Annotated in this window: 13 protein-coding genes; 6 read left to right on the plus strand and 7 right to left on the minus strand. The window is 58.8% G+C overall.

Annotated features, from left to right (window positions below):
* Window positions 1–162: 162 nt before the first annotated feature.
* Complete coding sequence (locus BN2694_RS14100; protein WP_135666704.1) at window positions 163–1836, minus strand: transposase; 1674 nt, start codon at window positions 1834–1836, stop codon at window positions 163–165.
* Window positions 1837–2612: 776 nt separating this feature from the next.
* On the opposite strand from BN2694_RS14100, the gene BN2694_RS14110 reads away from it, so the two are divergent.
* Window positions 2613–2981 (plus strand): hypothetical protein, encoded by a 369-nt coding sequence (locus BN2694_RS14110; protein ID WP_135666708.1) that lies wholly within the window; start codon window positions 2613–2615, stop codon window positions 2979–2981.
* A 139-nt stretch (window positions 2982–3120) separates the two neighbouring features.
* On the opposite strand, the gene BN2694_RS14115 is transcribed toward BN2694_RS14110, so the two are convergent.
* The 3 genes from BN2694_RS14115 to BN2694_RS14125 all read right to left on the minus strand — a co-directional run bounded on the left by BN2694_RS14115 (window position 3121) and on the right by BN2694_RS14125 (window position 6998).
* On the minus strand, window positions 3121–3885 hold the full coding sequence (locus tag BN2694_RS14115) for a hypothetical protein (protein ID WP_210408988.1): 765 nt from the start codon (window positions 3883–3885) through the stop codon (window positions 3121–3123).
* 237 nt (window positions 3886–4122) lie between these two features.
* A complete protein-coding gene (locus BN2694_RS14120; RefSeq protein WP_135666710.1) occupies window positions 4123–5673 on the minus strand; it encodes an MBL fold metallo-hydrolase in 1551 nt (516 codons plus the stop codon).
* Between the two features lie 116 nt (window positions 5674–5789).
* Window positions 5790–6998 (minus strand): RNA-guided endonuclease InsQ/TnpB family protein, encoded by a 1209-nt coding sequence (locus tag BN2694_RS14125; RefSeq protein ID WP_135666712.1) that lies wholly within the window; start codon window positions 6996–6998, stop codon window positions 5790–5792.
* Window positions 6999–7222: 224 nt separating this feature from the next.
* Between BN2694_RS14125 and BN2694_RS14130 the strand changes: the two genes are divergently transcribed.
* The 5 genes from BN2694_RS14130 to BN2694_RS14150 are packed head-to-tail and all read left to right on the plus strand — an operon-like array spanning window position 7223 to window position 18197.
* Window positions 7223–7438: a hypothetical protein gene (locus tag BN2694_RS14130; protein WP_135666714.1), complete on the plus strand. Its 216-nt coding sequence runs from the start codon at window positions 7223–7225 to the stop codon at window positions 7436–7438.
* Window positions 7431–10727 carry a DUF499 domain-containing protein gene (locus BN2694_RS14135; protein WP_210408989.1) on the plus strand — a complete coding sequence of 1099 codons (3297 nt, stop codon included), beginning with the start codon at window positions 7431–7433 and terminating at the stop codon, window positions 10725–10727. Before BN2694_RS14130 ends, BN2694_RS14135 begins: the two co-directional genes overlap by 8 nt.
* On the plus strand, window positions 10727–11368 hold the full coding sequence (locus tag BN2694_RS14140; protein WP_135666716.1) for a DUF7680 family protein: 642 nt from the start codon (window positions 10727–10729) through the stop codon (window positions 11366–11368). The genes BN2694_RS14135 and BN2694_RS14140 overlap by 1 nt, the downstream gene beginning before the upstream one ends.
* 9 nt (window positions 11369–11377) lie before the next feature.
* Window positions 11378–14269 carry a DUF1156 domain-containing protein gene (locus BN2694_RS14145; protein ID WP_135666718.1) on the plus strand — a complete coding sequence of 964 codons (2892 nt, stop codon included), beginning with the start codon at window positions 11378–11380 and terminating at the stop codon, window positions 14267–14269.
* Window positions 14270–14276: 7 nt separating this feature from the next.
* A complete protein-coding gene (locus tag BN2694_RS14150; RefSeq protein ID WP_135666720.1) occupies window positions 14277–18197 on the plus strand; it encodes a helicase-related protein in 3921 nt (1306 codons plus the stop codon).
* A gap of 10 nt (window positions 18198–18207) precedes the next feature.
* Here BN2694_RS14150 and BN2694_RS14155 read toward each other — a convergent pair whose 3' ends face one another.
* From BN2694_RS14155 to BN2694_RS14165, 3 genes are all read right to left on the minus strand, one after another.
* Complete coding sequence (locus BN2694_RS14155) at window positions 18208–18537, minus strand: DUF6788 family protein (RefSeq protein ID WP_135666722.1); 330 nt, start codon at window positions 18535–18537, stop codon at window positions 18208–18210.
* A 99-nt stretch (window positions 18538–18636) separates the two neighbouring features.
* On the minus strand, window positions 18637–18804 hold the full coding sequence (locus BN2694_RS14160) for a DUF1931 domain-containing protein (RefSeq protein WP_135666724.1): 168 nt from the start codon (window positions 18802–18804) through the stop codon (window positions 18637–18639).
* A 69-nt stretch (window positions 18805–18873) separates the two neighbouring features.
* Window positions 18874–19779 (minus strand): hypothetical protein, encoded by a 906-nt coding sequence (locus BN2694_RS14165; RefSeq protein WP_135666726.1) that lies wholly within the window; start codon window positions 19777–19779, stop codon window positions 18874–18876.
* Window positions 19780–19909 lie beyond the last annotated feature (130 nt).

The raw sequence follows: 19909 nt of genomic DNA on the forward strand, positions 1-19909 counted from the left end.
GGAAATTAGATGCCTAAGAAAAACACGAGAGTCAACAAACCCACAGATCAGTGGCGTTCCTCCCTCTCAGCGTGTGATGGTGGAATCAAGCCCGTTCAGCAAGGTTTCTAGACAAAGCTGTCGCTCACAGCCGAGCAAACCGATCAGGTTCAGCAGACGTCCTCAATCGATCGGTCGGAGGTATTTCGCGACGTAATCGATGAACTCGCCGGCTGTGAGGTACGGTGCGAAGTCCACGATCTCTGTGGACACTCCGGCTTTGAGCAGGAGGTCCGTCAGCCGCCACAGATTATAGAGAAGTACTGCAAATACGAAGTAGAACGACCGAACGCGGTAATCCTTCGAGCTCGTCGTCGCGAGGAAATCGTGCTTGATCGTCTTGTATTCGTTCTCAATCTGCCACCGATCACTGTACCGTCGACAGAACCCTTCTGCATCGTCGGGTGAGACGGCGACGTTGGTAGCGAACACGGCAGTCCCGTCACTCTCCTCCGATGCGGTTGGCACGTAGCAAAACCGCATCTCGTGACTCCCATGCTCGACGTTTACCCGGGCAGCTTCGACTGCCACATCCTCGCCGGCACTATCCATCTTCTCTATGACGGTTGCCTCGGTCTGCATCGTCCGCTTGGGGATCAGATAGTTCACGTTTAGATTCGAGAGCGTCTGGAAGACGTCCATCGAATCGAACTCCCGATCGCAGACCACCGTATCGACGGTCACGAGTTGTTTTGCCCGCCGAACGAGTCGCCGGACGAGACGATGCATCTGATTGGGCCGATTATCGTCCCAGGGAGAACTCTCCACGACCGGTTCGACGGCGAGAACAAGTGGGACGTTCCGTCCGACGAGGGTCAGCGTCGCGAATTTGTACCCGCGGTACTCGTGTTTCGTGCCGCTTACCATCGGCATATCCTCTACGGTCCCGTAGTACGGGATAGTCGTCGTATCGATCGCAACCGTCACCGGCTCCTGAAGCGGGAGATGATCGATCGCCCCGAGCATCTGCTCGGTTGCATCGTCGAACGCAGAGAGAATCTCATCAGGGTCGAACTGTTTGACCGCTCGCAGATGGGTATCTCCGTGAGGCGTCTGCTCACGATGTGAGTGAGAAGCGAAGCGTCTCGATCCCTGATCTGCACCGCAGCCGACCATCCCAATATAACTCTGAAGTTCGAGAAAACAGCTGTCGTCGTAGGAGCTGTTATCGGCCCGTTCTGAATCGAACGGAGCGAACGCGTAGGACCGCCCGAGCTTGAGCATCTGTGTGATTTGCTGGGATGAAAAGACATCGTCGTTTGACTCTGCGGACTCGAAAGCATCACTCTCCGTAGACTCCTTTCGGACAGTCTGGATCGAGACGTCGTACTTGTGGGCGTACTCGCGGATCTTTCTCACCCACCTGGTGACAATATCGCGCAGTTCCTCGGGGAAGCGATTCCGCCAGGTCCGCGAGAACGTCGACGCGTCGGGGACGCTATCGAGGCCAATAGCGGCCGAAACTTCGGGCCAGCGTTGGAGATCACGGGCTACCTCCTCGTAATTCCGATTCGTGAGCTCTTTGTATAGGAATGCCTGGACAATCGGTCCGAAGTCGTACGGTGCCGGGTGCCAACCCGGATACGTGTCGAGTTCCTCACGAAGGAGATCCGGAATTGTCGTCGCTTGCAGGGTCTCAATCAGCGAGGAAGAGGTTCGTAGCTTGGAGCGAGCCTTCATCTGGTAATGCCACATCGCCAACCGGCGCTTCTTCCGGGCTTTGCTTTCCGGATCATCGCGATGGCCTGGATGAACGTCAGTCTGCCAGTTGATTGTCTTGATGTCCGTCGTCTCCATTTGATCGATCGATTTGACTGGCGTCCTGAAGAAGTGGTCGATCGGTCAGGTAGAGTATGGGGCCTGCTGAAACCCTTGGCGGATGATTTTTGGCCGATCTGTGGTCAATACAGGGGACGTACGTATCGTTCAAGTAGAGACATTTTATACACACGGGAGTAATATATTCGTAGCACTAACAGAATGTCCTTACTCAAAATTCTGATCGGTGCTGGAATTGTTGTCGGGGCGAGTGTCGCTGTGCTCGTGTATCTGGATTGCAGACGGCGAGACCTCCCACCATCAAGCCGTCTCGTTTGGGCACTCATCTGTGGTGGCGGAAGTTTTGCCGCCTTTCTAGTCCCGTATGTCTTCCAGTACGAACTGCAATTCCTGTACTTCGGAGTGCTGAAACCGCGCCCAGTCGCCGTGTCTCCCTACGAGTCGCTGTTGGTTACTCTCACGGCTGGACTCGGAATCACACTTGTTCTTGTGAGCCTATATCTTGCTGAAAGTCGATTCTGGAACTGGACAGCAACAGAAACGCAGTGATATCAAAATCATTCAGTTCGCACATTCACCTACCGGGTGTTTCAGTCCAAATCAGCTGAGGAGAACTCGGCTCGATGTGGTGAGCAGATTCGGTCAGTACAGAAGATTCAGCTACAGCTAACAAGAGTCCACAATTTTAATAACACAAAAACATTTTCTTCTAATCTATGACTCGGTGCATAAATCGTCGGACGTTCCTTGCAGGTACCTCTACTGTAGTTACCGCCGCTCTTGGAGGGTGTACGATGGTAGGCGGTGGTGAGAACGGACAAAAAGGTGTGAACCTTACACATGTTGAACTCGGGAACGGGAGCGGTGAATCTCAGGTCTTTGATGTACTCGTCACCCACAACGATGACACTATTTACTGGTCGTCACAGGAAGTCAGGAGTGGAGAGGGAGAGGGAGAGGTCATTGAGATAGACTCTCCTAACGAGTACGGGCATGTCGAAGTGTACGTCCGAGTTGGCGACGTATGGGAGCGGACCGACTTCGACACCGACAGACTTGACGGAAAGCACGTCATCGCGTCAGTCACATACGGGATGATAGAAGAGGATATACTACGTATCAGCCGTCTTGTCTCTGACCGTCCAACCTCTACTGAGGGATGACTTCGGGCAATACGCACATTCACCTACCGGGTGTTTCAGTCCAAATCAGCTGAGGAGAACTCGGCTCGATGTGGTGAGCAGATTCGGTCAGTACAGGGAGTGGGTCTATCGGACAGCAGTGGATTTCATAGATTCTTGCTCATTGGCTGCCCAGCTGGTACGTAAAATTATACTTCATGCTACTACCAGACGCCGCTACGATTGTAATTTCGCCGGTTCGGTCGATACCGCTCCATTCGGTGTTGCTGTCCTCAGGAACCGCAAATGGTGAATACGTTGTCTCGAAGGGTGCTGTCTCCCCAGGAGAGATGACTAGATCCGAACGACTTGGAGACTGTGGGCGGTTGGACTCGGTTCCCACTACCCCTGGCCCAAATCCCAGTGTTGAGCGGTCGAACGACTCGTGCTGTGGATCGACCGTCGGAGCAGGAACGTCACCAGAGATGGCAACAAACCGGACAAGTAACGGTGTTTCGCCTTGATTCGTGATATCAAACTGAGCTTGACTCTCCGGTCCGACCTCAACAGCTGACGTGTGGCCGTGCACAGGTCCCTTCCAGATCCACTCGGTGATCGTTCCCCTCTCCGTATCCACTTCGAGCTTGAGTGATTTTGTGGCATACGTCTCTAAACGGTCTGGGAATACCACCTGAAATCGACAGTTCGTCGATGGATTTTCTATAGACGCATACTGTGTATCTCGTGACGAATTGTAGATACTAGCCTCTGTAATGTCGAACTCCTCGTCAAGTCGGACGACTAATTCGGTGTCCTCGTAGTGATAACCCTCGACAACCGAAGAGGCACGAGGAGAGTCGTTTCCGAACGGCAGTGGCTCAGCACAACCGGTCACAGACCCGAGTGCAGCCGCGCCGAGTGTAACGAGGAGCCGACGACGCTTCATATCAAAATGTTGTTTATCTACGCTAAATACTTTCTCAAGTCGAAGTGAAAGACATGCACGTCTACTAACCACTTTATTCTATTTTGTTCATCTGAAAATAAGGCACGCATGAAAATCATCCTCCGAAGTCGTGCCGCCCCCTCTTAGTACCGCCGATTATTGGCGTCTAAGAGGTTCATACGGCAGATTAGTCATTCAACGGCGAAAGATCGAGAATAGCAGCGGGGGGTTTCGGCCTTACTGACGGTTCGTGACTGCTTCGATATCTTCACGGAGCGACGCCAATTCCTCTTCCAGCCGGTCCTGCCGTTCGAGCAAGCGCTCGACATCGGGCGTGATCACGTCTGACTTCCCAACTTCGATCGCTTCGAGGTGGCTGGCCGTCTGGACTGCCTCGGCCTCAGTATTGTCGTCGAGATACTCGCGTAGGTGAGCGGCCGCAGCGGGAGGGCCGTGGACAAGCGAGATACCGAGGGGATTCGCTCCGCGAGCAAACTCGAGAAGATCGTTCGCAGCGGCGTGACCGGACATCCCACCGATTTCGTGGACCCAGGCGGTCGGGACCCGGATCTCCTGTTCTTGGAAGCCGAACTCGTCTGTCTCGGAATCGTAGTCCTCGGCAGCCGGGAGCGCGGTGATCGTGACGTCAGCGACGTCGCCCGGTGTATCTTGGATCGCGCGTCCGGGCGTCCCCTCGGCCTGATAGCCGATGAACAGCACCCGTGCTTGGTCGTAGTGACGGGCGAGGTCACGCAGGTAGTACGGCGACCAGCCGCCGGTGAGCATCCCTGACGGCGCCACGATGATCGGTGCGGACTCCCCATCGAGAAGGCGTTCCCGTTCTTCCATCGTCTCGGGCGTCCAGGCACAGTCGGGCGTAAACGGCTCAGCGTCGTTCGAGTTGATCCGGTAGTTGGTGATCGATTCGCCCATGAATTCGTCCTGGCAGAACACCTCGTAGACGGACATCGACTCCGTGATCATGCCGTCGTAGACGATCGACGGTTCGCCGTCGACGGCGCCGCGAAGATCGTCTTCACGCTCCCGGAATAGTTGGAGGATCTCCTGGGCCCGCCCGACGGCGAACGTCGGGATGAGGACCGGAATACCGTCAGCGTGAGCTTGCTTGGCCCGCTTGTAGACTTCTGTCCGGGCATCGCTGAACGAGCGGTGTTGCATCGTGTCCCCGTAGGTGGACTCGAGGACGAGCTCGTCTGCCTCAGGCGGCTCGTCGATATCGCCGAGATGGGCACTTCGACCGCCGAGGTCGCCGGAGAACACCACACGGCGATCGTCGAATTCCAGGACGAGCCACGCACTCCCGAGAAGGTGGGCAGCGTCACCGAACTCGTAGGTGACGTTGAGATAATGGTCGCGATCGTACCCGACGCTGGTGACGCGATCGAGGACACGCTCGACGTCGTCGCTGGTGAACTCTTGGGGTCGACCGAGCTCTTCGGCCTCTTGCTTGTGTATCTGGAGAGAGTCGTGGAGCAAGATTCCCGTTAGAGCATTCGTCGGCCGGGTCATCACGATCGATGCATCGTCGGCGAGCAGTCCGCGTTTTTCCGCAACCGGCAGAGCGCCGATGTGGTCGATGTGCGCGTGCGTGATGAACACCCCGTCGATCTGTCCGGGCCCGATGCCACGGAATGTCGGAAACTCCGCCGTCTGAGCCTGCTTTATACCACAGTCGACGAAGTAATCTCGATCGTCGGCCTGGACGTGATAGCATGATCGGCCGACTTCGTCGGCTCCGCCACGCGGCGTGATCTCGAATGTGCTCATACTGTCTCCTCGACCCTGGTCACGTATATCGTTCGTAAACTACCCTACCCTACTTCGCTCGGGGGCAATCGCCCCGCTCGCTCGTTGAGGGTAGGGCTTTCGCGTGGACTCCCGTTCTACGCCTCGGATGTGGCGGGGAGGTCGTACTCTCCACTCACGTTCAGCGTCCCGCGATTCAAGCGCACGTCTACAGGTGCGCCTCCGTCGTCTGCGTTTTGCCGACGACGGAGATACTGTAGGCCGATGTTCTTGGAAGCGTTGTAGTCGGCGTGGTTCTGGTAGCCGCAATCTTGACACTCGAAGTCCTCGCCGTGGCGGTTGTCGTCGTGGGTAAACCCACAGGTTGAACACCGCTTCGAGGTGTTCCGTGGGTCTACTTGGACGGCTTCGACGCCCTGCTCTCTGGCTTTGTAGGCGACATACTCGTAGAGACGGCGGAACGCCCAGATATGGTGCCACGACGCCCGTGGCACGTTCTCACGAATGTCGGTCAGGTCCTCGAACACGATGTGCGAACAGTCGTGTTCGACGGCTTCGGCTACGATTTCGTTGGCGACCCGGTGTAGGAATATCTCGAAGCGTCCTTCCTCCTTGCGCTCGATGCCTGCTATCGCGTCGTGTGCCGCTCGTGTTCCGCACTGTTGGAGGTCACCACGCCGTTTTTCGTACTCTCGCTTCCAGTGGTTGAACTCGTCTGCCGACCAGAATCGCCCAGTCGAAGCAACCGCGAGTTGGTTCACACCGAGGTCCACACCGAGGACTGTTCTGTGCCCGGTCGTGGTGTCGGTGTCGTCGTCCTCTTTGAACATCGACGCATGGAGATACCAGTCGCCGTCACGTCGATGAAGTGTCGCCCGCCGAAACTCGAAGTCCTCGTTGGCGACGTACTTCGTCGGCGGTGTCTCGGGATTCTCAGGGAGAATATAATCGCACTCAATACGCCCGTCCGGTGTCGATAGTGAAACGTGGTTACGGTGGAACGTGGCGCTTCGCTTGTCGTAGATAGCGGTGTCTGCCGAGAACGTCGGACGGGACGTATCTTGGTCGTCTTTGAGTCGTTCGACGCCGCTTTTGATGGCTTCGACGGCCTGATGAATCCCTTTCTGGACGAGGTTCGCGGTCAACTCCGTGTCCTCGCGTAGCTGGTCGTACAGTGCATCTTCGGCCTTCGCCTTCGATGTGACGTGGTAGCCGTCGTCACCGTGCCAGCACCACTCGCTCGCGGTGTTGGAACAGTATTTGAATTGCTCGATAGTCTCCCGCAGGTGTGTATCCGCGCCTTCGGGCGTGTCGAGCTTGATAACGGCGGTTCGACGGTACTCCACGATACTTTCACATATCTGCCTGTGGTTACTTAATGATTGGGAGTTAGTAGGCAACAGTTTGGCGGCTGGTTGATACCAGGTCGGCTTCCTCCCCACCCTACTCGCTTGTGCTTCCGCCGGGGCCGGAAGCCGGCGCTCCTTGAGGGTGGGGCCTCCGCCTTGAATTAGGTGAGATAGTCTAAGTAAAGGTTATACGAGCAGGCCCAAATGGTGTACCCATCTCAATGGCTCGGAAACGAATCAGTCAAAACACAGGGGATTCGGGCCGGGTAAACCTCTCAGGTCCGGAGTTACGGAAGTTCGAGGCGCAGATCGGTGACACGATCAAAGTCGATGTCGCGGAGTCGAAAGACATCGCCCACGCGATCGTCGATAACGCAGCGCACGAGGAGTTCGTGATCGTCTCGAAGCCAGCGGAGGCCGGGGATACCGATGAGTAGCACATATCCCACTCTCTTCGAGGCTTGTGCGCCCCGCGACGACGTCCTGGACGGGTCTCTCCAAGAAGAGCAGTTCGCTGCGAAGCTCTCGACCGTCGTCCACAACCCCGAGAACGCCGCGCCTGTGTACCGAGACCCGGGGTCGTTCTACGATATGACCTATCCGACCGAGGGGCTTCGGACGCTGTTATCGAATCTCGCCGGACGATTCCTCGCGACCACGGACTACGGGTCTGATACCTATACGTCGAGTATCCTCTGTCTCGACACGCGGTTCGGCGGTGGGAAAACACACGACCTCATTGCGGCGTACCACCTCGCCGAGGATCCCAGTGCGATCGATAACCTCCAGCGGTTCCTCCTCAGCGCTGACGCCGATCTCGCAGCCCAGTACGGTGAGGCCGCAGCGAACGGCCTCGATGTCGCGACGGGCGTGTTCATCGGGACGAAGGCCGACAGCAAGGACGCCCGCCACGCCAGCGACGATCCGAACGCCCCGAACACCCGAACGATGTGGGGCGAACTCGCCTACCAGCTCTACGGGCTCGAGGGCTACGAGTTCCTCAAAGACTACGATCAGGACCGAGACGCACCCGGTGAGGGGACGCTCACCGAACTTTTCGACCAGCATGACCAGCCGGCGCTGATCCTCATCGACGAGATCGCGGACTACATGAACAAGGCCGCCGGGACCGCTGTCGGCAACCAGACCCTCGCCGACCAGACGCTGTCGTTCGTCATGGCCCTCCTGGAAGCCGCGACCGAGACGGACAACGTCACCGTCGTCTACTCGATCGCGGACACGGCATTCGGCGAGCAGGCCGACAAGGTTCGCGACGGCGTTCGCGACCACATCGAGGAGGTCAACGAGATCGGCCGGCGCCAACACAAGACGGTGACCCCGACCGACGAAAGCGAGATCGGGCAGGTCCTCCAGCACCGTCTGTTCGAAGAGATACCAGAAAAGAGGGCCCACGAGGCCGCCGAGTCGTACTTCCAGTTCTACGACCAGGGCGACCGGCAGTATCCCCAGGAAGCGACCGACGCGAGCTACGTCGACGTCCTCGAACGCGAGTATCCGTTTCACCCGTCACTGATCGACGCGCTGACGGACAAGATCGACACGATCCCGCGATTCCAGCGGACACGAGACGCGCTTCGCCTCCTCGCTCGGGCAGTCTACTATCTCTGGAACAACCAGCCAGAGCATTACGACCGCCACTGGATCCGCATCTACGATCTCACCGTCTCGGACGACGACCCCGGTGGTGGGATCCAGACCATCCTGCGCGAGCGGCTGTTCGATTTCGTCGATCTCGGGCCCGCCGTGACCGCAGACATCTACGACGACGATGGGACGGCTCACGCCCAGCTCGAGGACCGCAAATGGACCGAGAACGGGATTCCACCCCTGGGGACGCACCTGACGACGACGGTCCTCTGGCACAGTCTCGCCTACGGCGAACAGGCGGCTGGCCTCACGCACGCGGATCTGAATCTCGCACTCGGCCACCCACACCTCAACTTCGACGACTACGATGCCGCCCTCTCTGCGCTCCGTGGCGACGACATGGACGTCGCGTGTTACTATCTCTACGAGGAGGAGCGGATCCGATTCAAACAGGAGCCCAACCTGATCCGGATCATCGACCAGCGAATCGATTCGACGCCAGAGGCGACAGCGCACGCTCGCTTCGAGAACCAACTGATCAACGACGAGATCGGCGATGGTGGGTTCGAATCGGTCGAGTTCCCCGAGTCACCGGCTGACCTTCCCGACACACCGGACGTCCCAAAAATCGCGGTCATGCACCCCGATACAGCAGCGGTCGATGACGGAGGCGACACACCACTGGGGAAGGTCGAGCAACTCTACACGCAGAAAGCCGCCAAGCACGACGGGGAGACGGAGACGCGGGTCTTCAAGAACTACGCACTCTTTCTCGCCCCGGATGCAGACCGAATGGAGTCTGCGATCGAAGAAGCCCGCCGACTCGAGGCGATCGAGGCGCTCCTCGACAGCCCGGAGCAGAAGGCCGACCTTTCGACCGAGCAGATCGAGGAACTTCGCGAGCGAAGCGACGAGGCCCAGTTGATGCTTGCTGAGCTCGTCCGGAACGTCTACCGACACCTGTACTACCCGGATCGGGACGGGCTCAATCACATCACGATCAGCGCGACGGAGTCGAACGGCGGGACGACACTCGTCGAGGCCGTCCAGACGACACTCGAGGACAAGATCGTCAAGCGAGACGCCGGCGCACGGGGCTCGGCTCACGTTGATCAGCGCCTCTGGCAACAGACACAGGACGCCATGTCCACCGAGGCGCTGGTCAACCAGTACGCGAAAAAGCCAGGGCTCGACTACCTTTTCAGCACGAAACCGATCCGTGAGACGGTCGCATCCCTCGTGAGCGATCACGGGTACGCCTACTGGGACGCCGACTCGGAGACCGCCTACTGGACGGGCGACGATCCAGAGGGGTGGCCCCCTCAGCCAGACTTCGATGACTCCCCCGACGTCGAGACAACGATCCGAGACAGCGACGTGAAGATCGGGCCGTCCTTCCACGTCTACCAGGACATCGATTCACTGCTCGAGGACCACCTCGACGAGATCGAGCGCCCGGAATCACCGGAGGCAACCTGTGCAGAATGTGGGACTGTCATCGACGAGCCAGAGGGGAGTACCCCGTACTATTGCGAAGAACACCAGTCGTCGACGACGTGTAGCTCCTGCGGGACGGAGGTTGCCAACGAGAGACTACTCGACGGACAGGGCCGGTGTCAGGACTGCCAGCCCGACGAATCCTGGGATGCGGGGACGAAGATGATGTCCGCGTCTCGGGCCTTCTCCGAGGTTCGTCGCGACGCGGAGTCGACGGCCGGTGCCGACCGAACGCCGCTTCTCGCGGAGCTCACGATCGAAGTCGGTAGCGACGACCCGTTCCAGGCCGCGAAGTTCATCAGCCAGCGCCCGGGGTTCAAGGCCCGGGAGGACGCAGTCACCGCCCGAATGGAGTACGAAACGCGGACCAACGACGGCACGTACACCGCCGAATTCACAGGCTCGCCGGACCGGTTCCGCGACGTGATCGACCAGCCCGGGTCGTTCGGTGATACTCGATCGACGATCCAGTTCCGCTTCCAGTTCGACGAGCCGGAGCCGATCACCGACGCTCGCGACGATCTTCTGGCAGCGCTCGACAACGACCTAGACTCGGGCAGCATCGACGTTCGTGTCGAGGGGGAAGGGCCGATTCGGGCGAGTTCGGAGGTGACGGTCTGATGTCGGCCGACGGCACGGATATCCGGTCTCGATCACCCGGCGAGGCCGAACGTGATAACCTCGTTCGCTACGAGTCGAGTCTCTATGGTGGCCGCCCGACGTTCATGCTGGTTCGTCGGGAGACGGATGGCGGCGCTGAGTGGACGCTCGACGAACTCCTCCCCACAGAACAGGCCGAAGCCCGTCGCGATCGCCTCGAACGTGGGGGTCGATCGCTGTGTATCCGGTCGATCGAAGACCTGCTAGAGAGACTCCACGGAGTCGACACGCCCGCAGAGTACGAGGGATGGGCGTGGAGCGGATGGATGGGGGCGAAGGTGGCGCGACTCGACCCGACTCGGGTTCGGGCCCTCCAGGACGTCGTCCGCACAGCTGTCGAGGGGACGCCCGCTGATCCCGATGAGGTCCTCCGGGGCGGAGACGGGTTCGTGTTTCTCCCCGAGTCGGCGGGCATCCGTCTCGCCGTCGCGTTCCGGGGCGTGAAACCCCTCCAACGCGTCGACCGGATGCGGTCGCTCGCCCGTGGCGTCGCTCGGATGAGCGACGAGGAATGCTATTACTGGCACGCAAAGTGCCGATCACCATCGAGTCCGAACGGAGAAAAGGCGCTTCGAGTACTGCTGACGGACCATATCGAGTGAAATAGACAAATGAGTCAAAAACCAGAAGATCAGGACGTGGACTCGGATTTGAAGCGAGTGGCAATTGAAGGGACACTCCCGCTGAAGGCGGTGGGTATCGAGAACCTGAAAGAGGCAAACCCTTACTTCATGCCTCCGCATCGCTATCTCCACCCCTGGTTCGCCCGCCGACCGACACCCGCTTCCCGGTTAGCAATTCTGTCATCGGTACTTCCCCCGGATGTGAAAGCGAATACTCTGCTCGATTGGATGCAGATCGGCCCCCGTGACGACATTGATGTAGACATTGAGCAGTACGTTGCTGAGAAGAAGAGGACGGAAGATGAGCGAGACGGTAACTTAGAAGAGCATTACGGGTACCCGCGTCCATATACACGAACGCCAACCACTGACGAGAAAGGGGAGATTCACGATCTTCTCAGAGACCACTGGGATGGGGAATTACCGACAGTTCTGGATCCCACAGCAGGTGGAGGTGTAATTCCGTTCGAGTCACTTCGATATGGTCTTCCAACGGCCGCAAACGAGCTCAATCCAGTCCCAACTGTGATGCTCAAGGTGCTTCTAGAGTATGCACCAAATGTCGGCTCACTACAAAACGAGCTGAATGAATGGGGTGATCGGATAACTGAAATCGCCGGTGAAGAACTCACACCATATTTCCCGAGTGATGGAGAACGACAAACCCCATCTCACTATGCCTGTACTTACGCTGTCGACTGCCCCGAGTGTGGGTGTGACATTCCGATAACGAAGAAGTGGTGGCTTCAGAAACAATCTTCCTCAAAAGGAGTTGCTGCTCGCCCATCTGTATCCGAGGATGAGACCGAAATTGAGTACGAGGTAGTCCGCCTCCCAGATGATGTTGAAAAATCGGAATACAACCCTCAAGATGGACCACATACTCGAAGCGGGGCCGAATGTCTGAACTGCGGTATTGTAATGGAGTCAGATGCAATTCAGGAAAAAATACGAGATTATGACTTCAGGTATGAAATATACGGAGTCAAGTATGAGAAATCTGATGGGGGGACCGCTTGGCGAGCTCCGATTCCAGAAGATTACGAAGCCCAATCAAGGGCAGCAGATCGGATCGAATCCGATTTCGATCTTAGTTCACTACTAGATGTTCCGCGATATATTGGAGACGAAGATAGGGCAGGCCCTTATGGAGTCACGAAATGGAGGGACGCTTTCACACCAAGACAACTCGTAACTCTACACGAATACTTACAAGCCTACAAGGAATGCCAACAGGAGATCCTCGAAAAGTACGACCAAGAGAAGGGTGAGGCCATTTTAGCGGTACTGGCTCTGGTTGCTGGGAAGACAGTAGATCGAAATGTCCGATTTGCTCCATTAGATATTAGCAATGGACTCCTCGGAAACGCTCTAGGTGGGAAGCATTTCACACTCCAGTGGTCGTTTGTCGAAAACAATCTCTCCGCTGGAAATCAAGACTATCACGATACACTTGACCGGGTCAGAGATTCCTATGAGGAAATAGCTACCTTTCTCAGCGACGAAGACGCAAATGATGTCCAAGTCTCGCAGAGTGACGCAGCTGATCTCCCGCTTGACTCAAACTCTATCCAAGCCGTAGTAATCGATCCCCCGTACTACGATAGCATCATCTACTCAGAAATGTCTGATATGAGCTACGTCTGGCTCAAAGAATATCTCGGGGATATCTATCCCGAAATCTTCTCAACTGATTTGACAGATAAAAGTGAGGAGGCTGTAGCCAACGTCGCGGAATACGAAGAAGTCGCCTCGAATTCAAGCTCGAAGTCAGAATTGGCTGCTGAAGACTACGAAAACAAAATGGCTGAGATCTTCCAGGAACTCTACCGGGTGATCGAACCGGGCGGGGTGATGACCGTCATGTTCACCCACAAAGAGTCCAGCGCATGGGATACCCTCACCAAGTCTCTGATTCGATCCGGATTTACAGTCACCTCTACGCACCCGATCACCAGCGAAATGCCCCAACGGACGGACACGCGTGGGGGCGGTTCCGCTGACAGCACTCTCCTGCTCACCGGGCGAAAGCCGGTCGATGCCGACGAAGACGATAGCGAAACCATCCCAACCCTCTGGAGTGATGTCCGGGCGGACACCCGACAAGTCGCTCAAGAAGCGGCACGTGATCTCATCGACGCCGGGCTCTCACTCACCAAAACCGACGTCATCATCTCTGCGTTCGGCCCGACCCTGAAGGTTTACGCAGACGCGTACCCGGTCGTCGACGATCAAGACCAAGAAGTCCCGCCCCGGCGGGCTCTCGAGGAGGCTCGCGAGGCCGTCACTCGAGTACTCGTCGAGGAGTATCTCGAAGGTGAGGGACTCGACGATCTGGACGATATCACGGAGTGGTACATCCTCTCCTGGCTGGTCCACGAGTCCGAGACGTTCGACTACGACGACGGCCATCAACTCGGTCTCGGAATCGGCGTGGACATCGACGATATCAAGCGCTCGACGAAGATCTGGGGGAAGAAGCGCGGCGACATCCAGCTGAAGACCCATGACGACCGCGTTCAGGATATCACGCTCCCCAGAGACGAACGGTCGAGCCGGACACCAGTCGATCCGGACGCGCTGTCCTACACTGTCGCGCTCGATGCCGTTCACGCCGCGATGCACGTCTACGAGAAGCAGGGTGAAGACGTCGCGATCGACTGGCTGAAGCAGCGAAGCTTCGACACTGACGCCTCGTTCAAGGCGACCCTGAAGGCGCTTCTCCAGGTTCTCCCACAGAACCATCCGGAGTGGGAAGCAGCGCGGGATCTGGCTCTTGGTCGCGCTCACGACGCGCTCGGCCTCGAGTTCACGCCGACGGACTTCACCGACGACCGAGACCAGGGGCCAGAACAAAGCGAACTGAGCGACCATTCGTGAGCAACTGATGTCGGGACTCCGTGACCGCGAGTGGCAGTCCATCTACGAGAGTCAGCCCGAACGCGGGCAGGCTCACCTCGTCAGGAACTTCTACGAACCAGCGCTCGAGCGAAGCACCCAGTACGATCGAATCGCGGGCTACTTTTCGAGTACCGCCCTCGCAGCGGCCGCGAACGGGATCCACGCGCTAGTCGATAACGACGGCGAGATGCGGCTGATCGTGGGGACCGAGCTGTACGAGTCCGACCGACCCGTCCTCGAAGCGCTGACGGACCAACTGGAGGCAGGCCTGGACGAGCTCGACGACGAACGCCTCGATGCGAACCTCCAGATCCTGGCGCGATTGCTCCGGGAAGGCCGGATCCACATCAAGGTCGCCTACCCCCGGGAGCCGTCTCACGAGTGGGAGATCTTCCATCCGAAGGTGGGTATCTTCCACGACGAAGACGGCACCGCACTCTCGTTCGAGGGGAGCGTCAACGAGACAGTCGGCGGGTGGGCCCGCAACTACGAGCGATTCAAGGTCCACCGATCGTGGGTCCCCGAACAGGCCGACTACGTCGACGCCGACCAGGACACCTTCGACCGGCTCTGGGCTGACGACCACCCGTTCGTCGAGGTGTACGACCTCCCTGATGCGATCGAGCAAGACATCATCGACTGGAAAGCTCCCGACTCGAATGCGGACCTCCAGACCGCCGTTGAGATCGCTCGCGGGACGGCGCCGCCGACCGAGCGCGATAAGGCCAACATCGTGCTTGATGGCCCGCTCTCTCCGGGCGCTCTCGCGCTCGCCGAACAGGCTAGTACAATCACGCCCTGGCCCCACCAACGCGTCGTCTCGGACACCCTCGTGAACACCTATCCTCAGAGCTTCCTCCTGTGCGACGAGGTCGGCCTCGGGAAGACGATCGAGGCCGGGCTCACCCTATCGCGACTCGGGATCACCCAGGAAATCGAGACGGGACTGTTACTCGTCCCGGCAAGTCTCCAGAAGCAGTGGCAAGAGGAACTCTGGGAGAAGTTCAACATCGACGCCTACCGCTTCGAGCGGGACACTGCCGGCGACCACGTTTTCCGTGACGCCCACGGTCGCGACCACTACCCACCGTCGGCTTCCGATCTCGATCTCGCCGGGGATCACGAGTGGACATCGAGCCCAATCTGGCGGTTCCTCCACGAGAAGCAGTCCGAACGGTCGGGCCCCGACAGCACGCTGGACGGCCCGACGATCGTCATCATGTCCTGGCATACGGCACGACTGGACGACCGCTGGGAGCAGGTCGCGCCACTGGAGGAATCCTCGGACCGGACGCGAGCGGAGGTGCCCGAAAGCTGTCGCGGTCGAGAGTACGGCGCCACCGATCGGATGGGAGTGTGGGACGCCGTCCTCGTCGACGAGGCCCACAACGCCCGTCGGGGGAGCAACTTCTATGCGCTGCTGGACGAGTTGCGTGACTACACCCATGCGTACTACCTGCTGACGGCGACGCCGATGCAGCTGCACGCCGGCGAACTCTACGACCTCATGCGGCTGTTGGACCTCCCCGACCCGTGGGACGACCGGGACGCGTTCAGGGAGTTCTTCCAGACGCGAGGGGCGCTCTCGAAAGCACTCGACGAGGTCGGCAGTGGTGGTGAGGGAAGCGACGAGTCGTGGGAGGCCCAGGCGACGCTGGACGGGCTCGAACACCAGGACCGCCTGCCTGCGGATCGGTCCTTCTCCGCGAAGCTCTTCCGGCGACTCGCCGACGAACTCGACATCAACACCGACGGTCAGGACCGGGCGATCGCCAAAGAGCGTGTCCTGACCGCCTGCCGACTCGCTCGTGGGTACGGTTCTGCCTACGACAGCTATCTCGATCACGTCGACGACGCGATGGCCGAGTCCGACATTGACCGGTTCGGAGCCAGCGAGGACACCAAGCTCAAGCGCCTCCTCTACCCCGAGGATGCCGACGAATGGTTGATGTCTTCCCGGAGCGACCGGCAGGACGCCCTGGACGAGTTGTCCGAAGACGGCTGGCAGGTCGTCCTGGAGACGCTGTCGGAGTCGACTCCGGTGGACGCGTTGATCCATCGCAACACCCGGGACACCCTCCGGAAGTACGAGGCGGTCGGCTTGCTCGACACGACGGTGCCGGACCGCCTGCCCGAACAGCGAACGATCGAACTCACCGACGAGACCCGGGCGGTGTACGACCAGATCGACGAGTACACCCGCGAGTTCTACAAGCGCGCCCAGCAGACCGACGAAGCCCAGACCCGCGCCATCGGGTTCGTGATGACGACCTACCGCCAGCGACTCACCTCGAGTGTCTACGCGATCAGTCAGAGCTTGCAGCACCGCCTCGAAACGCTCCGAGCCCAGCAGACGGTGCTGAAAGGCCGCCAGCGCGCCCAAGAGCGAGAGTATGGTGAGACAGAACAGATCGTCCTCCAGACGATCCAGGACGCCGACCTCGGGGACAGTGACGTCCTGGACCAACTCGATGCGAGTAGTGACGACATCGACCTCTCCGAACTAATCCCCAGCGTGACCGAGGAGGGGATGCAGCTGATCGAAGAAGAGATCGACGCACTCGAAGCATTCGTCGCAGACCTCGAGCGTATCGACACCGACCCCAAGATCCAGCAGCTCTACTCCGACCTTGACAAACTCGATCGCGAGGGGCACAATCGCATCCTTGTCTTCACGCAGTACGCTGATACGATGGACTTCATCCGAGACAGTCTGATCGATATCGGCGGGTCGACCGTCGCGACGTACTCTGGCCGTGGTGGTGAACTCTACGACGACGCCGACGGGACGTGGCGACACGTCGGGAAGGAGCGCGTCAAGCGGGAATTCTCTCGGGAGGACGGTCAAGTCGATATCCTCGTGTGTACGGACTCGGCGAGTGAGGGACTGAACCTCCAGGAGTGTGGTGCGATGATCAACTACGACCTCCCCTGGAACCCGATGCGCGTCGAACAGCGGATCGGCCGGATCGACCGCATTGGCCAACGGTTCGACGAAATCACGATCCTCAACTACAGCTACGAGGACACCGTCGAGACTGACATCTACGACCGGCTGGACGATCGGATCAACCTCTTCGAAAGCGTCGTCGGGGAGATGCAGCCCGTGCTCTCGGGCGTGAGCGATCAGATTCGAGCCGCGACCCTGGAAACCGACGCCGAGTCGAGTTCCGAGGCCGTCGAAGCCGCCGATCGGGAGTTCTCCGAACAGGTCGAAGACCAGGACCAGACCGATCGGGTGGACGTCGGCGAGTCACTGGACTCCGTGGACACGCTCCTTGAGGAAGACGTCGTCGACGAAGCGAAACTCGACGCCTGGGCGTCGTTCCGCCACCCCGATCTCGTCGACGTCGGCGACGACGAGTATGCGTATCCCGAGCCGTTCCACGTTGCGGGTGTCGAGGAGATCCTGATCGGCAACGAGACGCTCTCGGACGCCGGTATCACGTTCGTCCCGGCCACGGACATCGACACCAGCGCTGCGACCGACGGGTCGGGCTTCGAGTTTGCCGATACGACGTATCGCCTGGAGTGGGACGCCCTCGACGGGCAGACGGGACAGAACGGTGGGACACTCGCGGAGGCGATCGCGCCGGCGGACGGCACGGTCGCCGTCACGTTCGACAGCGAGTGTGCCGACGAGTTTCCGTCGATCCAGTATCTCGCTCCCGGGAATCCCCTGCTCGATCGACTAGTGCGGACGCTTCGCTCTGCGAGCGACGAGCCTCTGCGCTTGTCGAAGGTGGACGCGTTCCGATCGGAGTCGATCAGTGTCCCACTCGTCTGTGGCTGGAGTCGGACCACGACACTCGCACGTGTTACGCCTCAGGGAGCGGTGGGCGATGTGGACGACATTTCGGCCATCCAGCAGTGGTGTGACGAATTCCTCAACAATCAGCGGGGGTAAGGGCGTCTTTTCAGGGCTTTCCAAGGTACTCTGAGGTCAGCTCACCGTCCACCCTGTAGTACCGATAAAGATACGGGCCGTGCAAGTCCCCGTCCGCACACGAGCAGTTTTCGTCACCACAGGTCACCATCTCCTTGACGATCGTGCCCTTCCCATCAGCTGACTCGTCTTCCACGGGTTCAGCAGTCTCGGGGAGCTCATCGGAATCAACCGGCTGCGTTCGATACTCTATCAACTTGTCGACGAAGCTCTGAATTGCTCGGAGCGTCTCAAGATCCTGCTTCGGGATTCCCTCGGCGAGGTACTTTGGAAGCAGAGAGGGAGGTTCGGGAGGTGCCATCGCCTTATGTAACAACTAACACCGTAGACCCTTGAATGTTACATAAGGCTCTGCGCGCCAACTTCCGGCCCAAGCTGAAAAAACGGAAAACCGCGCTCCTTACAGATCGCGGGGCTGGACTGTCTTCCGGTCGTTCGACTCAGCCCGCCGGGCGGCGTCCTCAAGCAGTTCCTCGACTTCCTCGTTGAGGGCACCGTAGAAATCCGAGGACACGTTCATGTCGTCGAGCGATTCCTTCACCGCGGCTTTGACAATCAGGTCTGCCATGCTACACGCGCCGGTATCTCTCCCTGGCTTATAAACCCGAAGCAATCTCTCTAATGGACCCTTACGGGACTACGCCCCGCTAGACGGCGAATGCGTCGGGAGGGAGGGGGATATCTCTCCCCCCCTCACGGAGTAGGCCCGAACGAAACGGCGGATGACGTAGACGGTAGGCCACAGAAGGATTCCCATCCACGCAATACGGATGCCAGTCGCCGGGTTGATGAACCACAGGGGGAGATCGCCGGTCGCCGCCGCTCCTCCCAAGAGAATGAAGCCCACGGATAGGAGGACAACGGCCCATCCCCAGGTAGATCGTATCGACGGTTTGTGGGGGAGGACGTATCCGATCCCGTTCTGCTTGACCCGGTCGAGCCTCTCCTCCCGTAATTCAGTCTCCTCTTCATCGCCTGGCGAATTGGATTCACCCTGCCAGCCCATGATCCCACGTTCTTCGAGCTCACGCCGGTATTTGTAGAGGCGATTTCGCCAGAGGAAAATGCTGTAGTCCGGCGGTGGATCGAAGACCCAGCAGTCCTCAGCAGGTTCGTCCTCGATCTTTCGGACAGGGATGTCTGCTTTGAAGAGATCACTAGGCGTCGCCTCTTCGGGGTCGTATCCGCACGTCTCGTAAATCAACGAGAGAAGCGGTCCAGGTTCAGGGACAGGGTACTCGGTCCGGAGGGTACCATATGTGCGATCGGGGAGGATGACACGGAACTCAAGGTACCGCTTGCCGTCGAGCTCTTTCCCCTCAGGTTCGAGTATGCGCGCGTGAGGCCCAGGGAGATCTCCCTTCGGTTCGTCCTCAGCTTTCGATTCGATACGTTCCCGTTCTTCACGCACGCGGTGCTCCTGTCGCTCTTCAAGGATTTGTTGTTCCACTTCCCGCGTCTGCTGGAGGCGTTCTCCCAGCCCTTTATCTCGAGAGACGCCTCCCGGCTCATCCGATTCGGAGTCCTCGTTCATTTCAAGCATATATATAATTCACCCATAGTCCCTTAAAAATGAGCGGGCGCGGATGTAAGTGGGCGACGTTTAGACTCTACTCGGTTTATATTTCGATTGGCATAGTGGGAAATTTCCATAGTAACCGCATCAAGAGGAG

The sequence above is a fragment of the Halorhabdus rudnickae genome (assembly GCF_900880625.1).
Taxonomy (GTDB): Archaea; Halobacteriota; Halobacteria; order Halobacteriales; family Haloarculaceae; genus Halorhabdus; species Halorhabdus rudnickae.

Excerpts from the sequence above, each read along its gene's own strand:
- BN2694_RS14115 (WP_210408988.1), bottom strand. The coding sequence starts at position 3,885 with ATGAAGCGTCGTCGGCTCCTCGTTACACTCGGCGCGGCTGCACTCGGG.
- BN2694_RS14130 (WP_135666714.1), top strand. The coding sequence starts at position 7,223 with ATGGCTCGGAAACGAATCAGTCAAAACACAGGGGATTCGGGCCGGGTA.
- BN2694_RS14150 (WP_135666720.1), top strand. The coding sequence starts at position 14,277 with ATGTCGGGACTCCGTGACCGCGAGTGGCAGTCCATCTACGAGAGTCAG.
- BN2694_RS14165 (WP_135666726.1), bottom strand. The coding sequence starts at position 19,779 with ATGCTTGAAATGAACGAGGACTCCGAATCGGATGAGCCGGGAGGCGTC.
- BN2694_RS14140 (WP_135666716.1), top strand. The coding sequence starts at position 10,727 with ATGTCGGCCGACGGCACGGATATCCGGTCTCGATCACCCGGCGAGGCC.
- BN2694_RS14155 (WP_135666722.1), bottom strand. The coding sequence starts at position 18,537 with ATGGCACCTCCCGAACCTCCCTCTCTGCTTCCAAAGTACCTCGCCGAG.
- BN2694_RS14160 (WP_135666724.1), bottom strand. The coding sequence starts at position 18,804 with ATGGCAGACCTGATTGTCAAAGCCGCGGTGAAGGAATCGCTCGACGAC.
- BN2694_RS14120 (WP_135666710.1), bottom strand. The coding sequence starts at position 5,673 with ATGAGCACATTCGAGATCACGCCGCGTGGCGGAGCCGACGAAGTCGGC.
- BN2694_RS14100 (WP_135666704.1), bottom strand. The coding sequence starts at position 1,836 with ATGGAGACGACGGACATCAAGACAATCAACTGGCAGACTGACGTTCAT.
- BN2694_RS14135 (WP_210408989.1), top strand. The coding sequence starts at position 7,431 with ATGAGTAGCACATATCCCACTCTCTTCGAGGCTTGTGCGCCCCGCGAC.
- BN2694_RS14145 (WP_135666718.1), top strand. The coding sequence starts at position 11,378 with ATGAGTCAAAAACCAGAAGATCAGGACGTGGACTCGGATTTGAAGCGA.
- BN2694_RS14110 (WP_135666708.1), top strand. The coding sequence starts at position 2,613 with ATGGTAGGCGGTGGTGAGAACGGACAAAAAGGTGTGAACCTTACACAT.